At 74.7% G+C, this 7653-nt stretch carries 9 protein-coding genes; 3 read left to right on the forward strand and 6 right to left on the reverse strand.

The features are described 5' to 3' along the window. From ABD308_RS03495 to ABD308_RS03505, 3 genes are all read right to left on the reverse strand, one after another. On the reverse strand, nucleotides 1–881 hold an 881-nt coding region (locus ABD308_RS03495; protein ID WP_344325333.1), incomplete at its 3' end, for a beta-ketoacyl-ACP synthase 3. After that, complete coding sequence (locus ABD308_RS03500) at nucleotides 878–1828, reverse strand: ACP S-malonyltransferase (RefSeq protein WP_344325336.1); 951 nt, start codon at nucleotides 1826–1828, stop codon at nucleotides 878–880. The genes ABD308_RS03495 and ABD308_RS03500, both read right to left, overlap by 4 nt. Before the next feature lie 90 nt (nucleotides 1829–1918). Next, a complete protein-coding gene (locus ABD308_RS03505) occupies nucleotides 1919–3115 on the reverse strand; it encodes a PucR family transcriptional regulator (RefSeq protein ID WP_344325389.1) in 1197 nt (398 codons plus the stop codon). Between the two features lie 219 nt (nucleotides 3116–3334). Between ABD308_RS03505 and ABD308_RS03510 the strand changes: the two genes are divergently transcribed. Then, entirely contained in the window at nucleotides 3335–4111 is a 777-nt protein-coding gene (locus ABD308_RS03510) for a pirin family protein (protein ID WP_344325339.1), read from the forward strand. A gap of 5 nt (nucleotides 4112–4116) precedes the next feature. Here the strand turns inward: ABD308_RS03510 and ABD308_RS03515 are convergent, their stop codons facing one another. Further along, the gene (locus ABD308_RS03515; RefSeq protein WP_344325342.1) at nucleotides 4117–4947 is read right to left on the reverse strand and encodes a serine hydrolase domain-containing protein; all 831 of its coding nucleotides are present in this window, start codon (nucleotides 4945–4947) and stop codon (nucleotides 4117–4119) included. Nucleotides 4948–5047: 100 nt separating this feature from the next. On the opposite strand from ABD308_RS03515, the gene ABD308_RS03520 reads away from it, so the two are divergent. After that, nucleotides 5048–5509 carry a MerR family transcriptional regulator gene (locus ABD308_RS03520; protein WP_344325345.1) on the forward strand — a complete coding sequence of 154 codons (462 nt, stop codon included), beginning with the start codon at nucleotides 5048–5050 and terminating at the stop codon, nucleotides 5507–5509. A gap of 26 nt (nucleotides 5510–5535) precedes the next feature. Here ABD308_RS03520 and ABD308_RS03525 read toward each other — a convergent pair whose 3' ends face one another. Then, nucleotides 5536–6114, reverse strand: a complete 579-nt coding sequence (locus ABD308_RS03525) for a TIGR03086 family metal-binding protein (protein ID WP_344325348.1) — start codon at nucleotides 6112–6114, stop codon at nucleotides 5536–5538. Nucleotides 6115–6214: 100 nt separating this feature from the next. Between ABD308_RS03525 and ABD308_RS03530 the strand changes: the two genes are divergently transcribed. Further along, complete coding sequence (locus tag ABD308_RS03530) at nucleotides 6215–7192, forward strand: helix-turn-helix transcriptional regulator (protein WP_344325351.1); 978 nt, start codon at nucleotides 6215–6217, stop codon at nucleotides 7190–7192. Nucleotides 7193–7196: 4 nt separating this feature from the next. On the opposite strand, the gene ABD308_RS03535 is transcribed toward ABD308_RS03530, so the two are convergent. Continuing rightward, on the reverse strand, nucleotides 7197–7653 hold a 457-nt coding region (locus ABD308_RS03535; protein ID WP_344325354.1), incomplete at its 5' end, for an alpha/beta hydrolase.

Here is a 7653-nt window from a genome sequence, read left to right on the forward strand (position 1 = left end):
TCGCGGGCGACCGGGACCGACTCGGGCAGCTTGAGGGCCTTGATCATGGCGTCGGTGATCCGCATGTTCGCCTGGTGCGGGATGAACGCGCCGAGCTGGTCCGCGGTGATCCCGGCGGCGTCGAGCGCCTGCTGGGCCACCTTGGCCATCTCCCAGACCGCCCACCGGAAGACCGTCTGGCCCTCCATCCGCAGCGCGGGCCACCGGACCTCCTCGCCGGCGCCGTTGACGGCGTCCTCCTTGGCGAAGGCGGTGTCCCAGGCCTCGGTCTGCGAGATGACGTCCTTCTGCGAGCCGTCCGAACCCCAGATCAGCTTGCCGATGCCGGGGGTGTCGGACGGGCCGACGATCGCCGCGCCGGCGCCGTCGCCGAAGATGAACGCGGTCGAGCGGTCCGAGGTGTCGGTCAGGTCGCTGAGCCGCTCCACGCCGATCACCAGCACGTACTCGGCGGTGCCGCCGCGGACCATGCCGTCGGCCAGGCCGAGGCCGTAGCCGAAGCCGGCGCAGGCGGCCGAGATGTCGAACGCCGGGGCGGTGCCGCAGCCGAGCCGCTCGGCGATCTCGGTGGCGATGGCCGGGGTCTGCTTGAGGTGCGAGACGGTGGCGACGATCACGCCGCCGATCCGCGCCGGGTCGATCCCGGCCTGGGCGATCGCCTTGCCGGCGGCCTGCACCGACATCTCGGCGACCGACTCCTCCGGGCCGGCCCAGCGGCGCTCGGCGATCCCGCTCCGGGTGCGGATCCACTCGTCCGAGGAGTCGATCCAGGTCAGTACCTCGGCGTTGGGGATCACCCGGGTCGGGCGGTAGCCGCCCACGCCGTGGATGCGCGAGTACCGCGCACCGGTCACCGGGCGGATCTGGGGGGTGTCGCTCATACCTGCCGCTCCTGCTGCTGGCCGCCGTGCTCCGCGACGAGCTCGCGGGCCTTGTCCAGATCGGCGGGGGTCTTGAGGGCCAGCGTCGCCACGCCCTTGAGGTTGCGCTTGACCAGTCCGGTGAGGGTGCCCGCCGGGGCGAGCTCGATGACGGCGGTCGCGCCCAGCTCCCGCAGCGTCTCCATGCAGAGGTCCCAGCGGACCGGGTTGGAGACCTGCGACACCAGCCGGCTCAGCACCTCGGCGCCGGAGGCGACGACCTGGCCGTCCCGGTTGGAGACGTACGCGACCTTCGGGTCGGCGACCGGCAGGGTCGGGGCCAGCTTGGACAGCCGCTCGACACCCGGGGCCATGTGGCTGGTGTGGAACGCGCCCGCGACCTTCAGCGAGACCAGCCGGGAGCCGGCCGGCGGGTCCTCGCGCAGCGCGTCCAGCTGCGCCAGGGTGCCGGCCGCCACGATCTGGCCGCCGCCGTTGTTGTTGGCCGCGGTCAGGCCGTGCTCGGCGAGCTTCGTGGCGACGGCCTCGGCGTCGCCGCCGAGCAGGGCGAGCATGCCGGTCTCGGTCGCGGCGGCGGCCTCGGCCATGGCCAGGCTGCGCTCACGGACGAAGGTCAGCGCGTCGCTCGCGCTCAGCACGCCGGCGCCGGCCGCGGCGGTGATCTCGCCGACGCTGTGGCCGGCGACCGCGCCGACCAGCGCGCGGGCCGCGTCCTCGTCCGGGAACAGCGCGCGCGCGGTCACCAGACCGGCCGCCACCAGCAGCGGCTGGGCGACGGCGGTGTCCTTGATCTCCTCGGCGTCCGCCTCCGTTCCGGCGCGCACGAGGTCGAGCCCGGCGACCTCCGACCAGCCGCGCAGGCGGTCGGCGACACCGTCGAGCTCCAGCCAAGGGCTGAGGAAACCGGGGGTCTGGGCACCCTGTCCAGGGGCGACGATTACGAGCACGGTTCAACCCTCTCTCGCCAGGCGCCCGGGGGCGGGTAGGCGACGGTAACGAAGAAAAGCATTCGGGATTGTAAGGTCCCTACAGAGTGGTCAGCTTGGCTCTCCGGAGGCCGTGAGCCGCCCCAGCGCCAGTGCGATACGCAGGGTGAACGCCGAACGTACGTCGGAGGGCGCGTAGCCCGTGACGTCGGTCACACGTCGGAGCCGGTAGCGCACCGTGTTGGGGTGGACGAAGAGCATCCTGGCGGCTCCCTCCAGTGAGGAGGCCTGTTCCAGATAGACACTCAAGGTCTCCAGAAGTGCCGAGCCGGCTTCGTCCAGCGGTGTGTAGATCTCCTCCACCAGCTGGCGCCTGGCCGCCTGGTCGCCGGCCAGCGCGCGCTCCGGCAGCAGGTCGTCCGCCAGGACCGGCCGCGGCGCGTCCGGCCAGGCCGCGCAGGCCCGCAGACCGGCCGCGGCGGCGTGCGCCGAGCGGGTCGCCGAGAGCAGGTCGGGAACGGTCGGGCCGACCACCACCGGGCCCGGCGCGAACTGGCCGATCAGCGCCCGGGCCGCGTGCACCGGCTCCTTGTCGCCGCCCACCACGACCACCAGGCGCTTGCCCAGCACCCCGGTCAGCACGTGCAGCTTGGCGTACCGGGCGGCCCGGCGGATCGCCTCGACCACCAGCTCGCTGTCACCGTCCGGAGCCGAGCCCATCACCACCCGGACCTGGCTCGGCTGGCCCCAGCCGAGCGCGGCGGCCCGGGACAGCACGCCCTCGTCGGCGTCCCCGGAGAGCAGCGAGTTGACCACCAGCGCCTCCAGCCGGGCGTCCCAGGCGCCCCGGGCCTCGGCGGCCTGGGCGTACACCTGGGCGGTGGCGAAGGCGATCTCCCGGGCGTAGACCAGCACCGACTCGCGCATGTCGGCCTCGTCGCCGGGGGCGGCCACCTCCTCGATGGCCTCCTCCATCACCTCGATGGTGGTGCGGATCAGCTCGACCGTCTGGCGCAGGGTGATCGCCCGGGTCAGCTCGCGCGGCGCGGTGCCGAAGACGTCGGTGGAGATCGCCTGCGGGGTGTCCGGCTTGCGGTACCACTCGGTGAACGCGGCGATGCCGGCCTGGGCGACCAGGCCGATCCAGGACCGGTGCTCCGGCGGCATCCGGCGGTACCAGCCGAGCTGGTCGTCCATCCGGGCGATCGCGGCCGAGGCGAGCTTGCCCGAGGACTTCTCCAGTCGCTTGAGGGTCGCGGCCCGGCGCTCGGCGCGCTCGGCGGCGAGCCGGCGCTCCTGGGCGGTCAGGCGCGGGGCCGCCCGGCCGGGCCGGTCTCTCCCGGCGCCCGGGGTCGGGCTCTTCCCGTTCTTGTCGGGAGTGGCGGTCGGATCGCTCTTGGAGTTCGCGGAAGCGGCTGGCACAGGGACAAGACTGCCTCACCGGAGTGACTGCTCGTGCACAGGGCCCGGTGGAGGGGCGGGGTGGTGACGGTCACACCCGTCGCGGGGGCCACTACGGTGGGTCCCGTGACCGATGCCGCCGCCCGCCCCCGCGCCGATCTGCGCCGCACCGCCGAGCGCTACCGCTCGACACCCGCCGAGGGCGTCGAGACCAGGCACGCCTTCTCCTTCTCCGGGCACTACGACCCGAAGAACACGCACTTCGGCGCGCTGCTCGCGTGCAACGAGGAACTCCTCGCCCCCGGCGCCGGGTTCGACGAGCACAAGCACCGGGACACCGAGATCCTCACCTGGGTGCTGGAGGGCGCGCTCGCCCACCGGGACTCCCGCGGGCACGGCGGGGTGGTGCGCCCCGGCATGGTGCAGCACCTGAGCGCCGGCTCCGGCGTCACCCACACCGAGCGCAACGTCGGCGGCGCCGCGGGCCCGGTGCGCTTCGTCCAGATGTGGCTCCAGCCCGACGTCTTCGACGCGCCCCCCGCGTACGGGCTGCGCGGGGTGGAGCGCGCGGCCGACGGGTTGACGCTGCTCGCCTCCGGGCTGGCGCGGGACGCCGGCACCGAGGCCCTGCGGCTGCGGCGCGGCGACGCCGCGCTGTGGCTGGTGACCGCGGGGCCGTGGCAGCCGCTGCCCGCCCTGCCGGCCGCCCCCTGGCGCTACGCGCACCTGACGGCCGGCTCGCTCGGCTACCGGACGGTGCCGGGACCGCAGGGCGGGGGCCGCTCGATGGTGCCCGGCGACAGCGTGCGGATCACCGGGGACGCCTTCGCGGCGCCGACGGCCGGCGAGGACGGCGCGGAGCTGCTCCTGTGGGAGATGCACTCGCCGGTCTCGTACGGCTGAGGGCGCTACGCGAGTTCGGCGAGGACGGCGTCGCTCAGGACCGGCCAGACCTCGGCGGCCCACGGGCCGAAGTCCCGGTCGGTGAGCGCGACGCAGGCCACGCCGGCCCCCGGGTCCACCCAGAAGAAGGTGCCGGACTGGCCGAAGTGGCCGAAGGTGGCCGGGGAGTTGGCGGTGCCGGTCCAGTGCGGGGCCTTGCCGTCGCGGATCTCGAAGCCGAGGCCCCAGTCGTTCGGCCGGCGGTGGCCGAAGCCGGGCAGCACGCCACTGGTGCCCGGGAAGGCGACCTCGCGGGTGGCGGCCCGCAGCGTGCCCGGGTCGAGCAGCTTGGGCGACTGCAGTTCGGCGGCGAACCGGGTGAGGTCGGCGACGGTGGACAGGCCGCCGGCCCCGGCGGGGGAGCGGTGCGCGGTGTTGATCAGGGTGGCGCGCATGCCGAGCGGCTGGAACACGGCCTCGGCGGCGTAGCGGCCGAACTCGATGCCGGCGGCCTGCTCCAGGGTCCGCGCCAGCACGTCGAAGCCGGCGTTGGAGTAGAGCCGGCGGTTGCCGGGCGCGGCCATCACCCGGTGCTCGTCGAAGGCCAGGCCCGAGGTGTGGGCCAGCAGGTGCCGGACGGTCGAGCCCTCGGGGCCGGCCGGGTCGTCCAGTTCGAAGACGCCCTCCTCGACCGCGACCAGCGCGGCGTAGGAGGTGAGCAGCTTGGTCACCGACGCCAGCGGGAACAGGTGGTCCTGCGGTCCGTGCGCGCCCAGCACCGCGCCGTCCGCGCCCCGTACGACGGCCGCCGCCGCGTGCGGCACCGGCCAGGTCTCGATCTTCCGCAAGCTCTCCATGGGCCCCGACTCTAACCGGCCCGGTGGGACGGCCGGGCTTGCCTGGAGTGCGCTCCAAGCCGTTAGGGTCGTCGTCACGTTCGTCACCGGGGAGCCGACCATGACCGCACTCGCCACGTTCGAGGCCGAAACGCGCAGCTGCTGGGACGTGTTCCGGGATCCGGTCGGCGAGCCCGACCGCACGCCGCGGCACACCATCGGCGAGGTGTCGGCGGCCAGCGGGCTGACCGCGCACACCCTGCGCTGGTACGAGCGGATCGGCCTGCTCGACCCGGTCGACCGCTCGGCCTCGGGCCAGCGCCGGTACAGCGACGCCGATCTGCACCGGCTGGCCTTCCTGGGGCGGCTGCGGCTGACCGGGATGCCGGTGGCGGACATGCTGCGGTACGTGGAGCTGGCCCGGGAGGGCGAGCGGACCTCGGCGGACCGCCGCGACCTGCTGCTCGCCCACCGGGAGGCGGTGCGGCAGCAGATCGCGGACCTGCACGCGACGCTGGCCGTGCTCGACCACAAGATCGACGTGTACAACGGGCGGCTCACGCGGTGCGCGCCGAGCCACTAGCTCCAACCCCGGCCCGTGCGGCGGGGTCAGACCGCGCGGCCGGTGTGGGCGGCGAGCCGGGTGTACGCGTCGGCGCCGGCGGGGGCGGGCTGGACCGGGGCGAACGGGACGCGGCCGCCGCGCGGTTCGGCGGGCATCACGGCCAGGGCGATCGCCAGCGCCGCCTCGCCCAGCCGCTCGTCCAGCCGGTCGGTGGCGTCGAGCGCGCGGGCGATGTCCCAGGCGTGGACGACGGTCTCCAGGACGTAGCCGCCCACCGCGTCGCGGCCGGACACCTCGCCCCACGGCACGGAGGTCGGGCGGTCCAGCTTGGCGTCCTGCGCCCAGGCGGCGGTGACCCGGGCGCGGGCCCGGCCGAGGGCGGCCGGCCAGCCGTCGTCGGGCACCCCGCCGGTCGCGGCCGCGACGTCGAGGGAGAGCCCGCCCTCGCCGGTGTAGGCGAACCGGTGGACGCCGCCGACCACGTGGTCGAGCAGGGCCCGCAGGTCGTACTCGGCGCAGGGGGTGGGCCGGTCCAGGGTCTCCGGCCCGGCCTCGGCGATCAGCTTCTCCAGCTGGTCGAGGGCGGACCGGTAGAGCGGGCGCGGGTCCTGGGTGGTGTCCATGGGGTGTGTCAACTCCACTGGTACGGATGGTTTTCCGGGCGGAGGCAATCTCCCGGTAAAACCTGACAACTACCGTCATGATTTCTGGGATCCTCGTGCCATGAAGGCCGACCGCCTGCTCTCGATCCTGCTGCTGCTCCAGACCCGCGGCCGGGTGCCCGCCACCGAACTGGCCGAACGGCTGGAGGTGTCGGTCCGCACCATCTACCGCGACGTCGAGGCGCTCTCGGCGGCCGGCGTTCCGGTCTACACCGAACGCGGCCGGCACGGCGGCATCAGTCTGCTGCCCGGCTACCGCACCGACGTCAGCGGCCTGACCGCCGACGAGGCGCGCGCCCTGTTCGTGCTCTCCGCCCAGGGCGTGCACAGCGACCTCGGGCTGGACGGCGCGCTCGGCTCGGCGCTGCGCAAGGTGATGGCCGCGCTGCCCGCCCCGCACCGGCCGGGCGCCGAGCGGATCAGCGAGCGCGTCCTGGTCGACCCGGCGCGCTGGATGCAGGCGGGTGCGCCGAACGGGCCGGACCTGGGCGAACTGCAGTACGCGGTGTTCGCCGACCGGCGGCTGCGGCTGCGCTACCGGCACGGCGGCGCGCCCGGGCCGCTGGAGTACACCGTGGACCCGTACGGCCTGGTCAGCAAGGCCGCGGTCTGGTACCTGGTGGCCGATCTGCACGGCGAGCCGCGGCTGTTCCGGGCCGACCGGGTGCTGTACGCGGAGACCTCGGAGGAACCGGTGCGCAGACGGCCCGGGGTGGGGCTGGGCGAGGTCTGGGCGCTGCTGCGCGAGCAGGTGGAGCGGCTGCCCAAGGAGTTGACGGTGAAGGTGCGGGTGCGGCGCGGGCGGCTGGACATGTTCGTCCGGATCCACGGCGCCCGGCTGGCCGTCCCGCCGCCGGAGAGCGGGGGCGGCGCGGCCGACGACTGGGTCGAACTCGCGCTCGGCTTCCAGTCGTTGCCGGCCGCCCGGGCGCTGCTCGCGTTCGGCGCGGACGCCGAGGTGCTCTCCCCGCCGGCCGCCCGCCGGGAGCTGGGCCGGGCCGCCGCCGAGGCCCTCCGGCTCTACCCCGAGGGGCGTTGACCCGTCAGGCGTCCGGGGCGGGGCGGACCACGTCCTGGTAGGCGCCGAGGGCGACGGCCGCGAAGTTGTGCAGGCTGTCGGTGCCGTCGGTGAAGTAGCCGTTGTGGCCGGAGGAGCGGGCCGAGGAGATCCGCTCGGCGCCGAAGTCCAGCGAGGTCGGGTCGGCGCCGTGGCCGAGCCCGCCGACCTCCAGGTACGGCACGTTGCCGATCCAGTCGGTCTCGTTGCGGGTGGCCCAGACGTGCACCCCGTCGCCGAGTTCCGAGGTGCTCTCCACGCCCATGCCGGGGGAGCCGAACACCACCAGGTCGGTGATCCCGGTGGTGTCGGCCGGGGAGGCGGCCGCCCGGGGGATGTCCGGTGCGGCGGTGCCGCAGACCACCGAGCCGTAGGAGTGGCAGAACAGCGCGGGCGGCGCCTCCGGCCGGGTGGTCTCCTTGAGTCCGGCGAGCAGCCGGCGC

It is taken from the genome of Kitasatospora putterlickiae, assembly GCF_039527695.1.
Lineage (GTDB): Bacteria > Actinomycetota > Actinomycetes > Streptomycetales > Streptomycetaceae > Kitasatospora > Kitasatospora putterlickiae.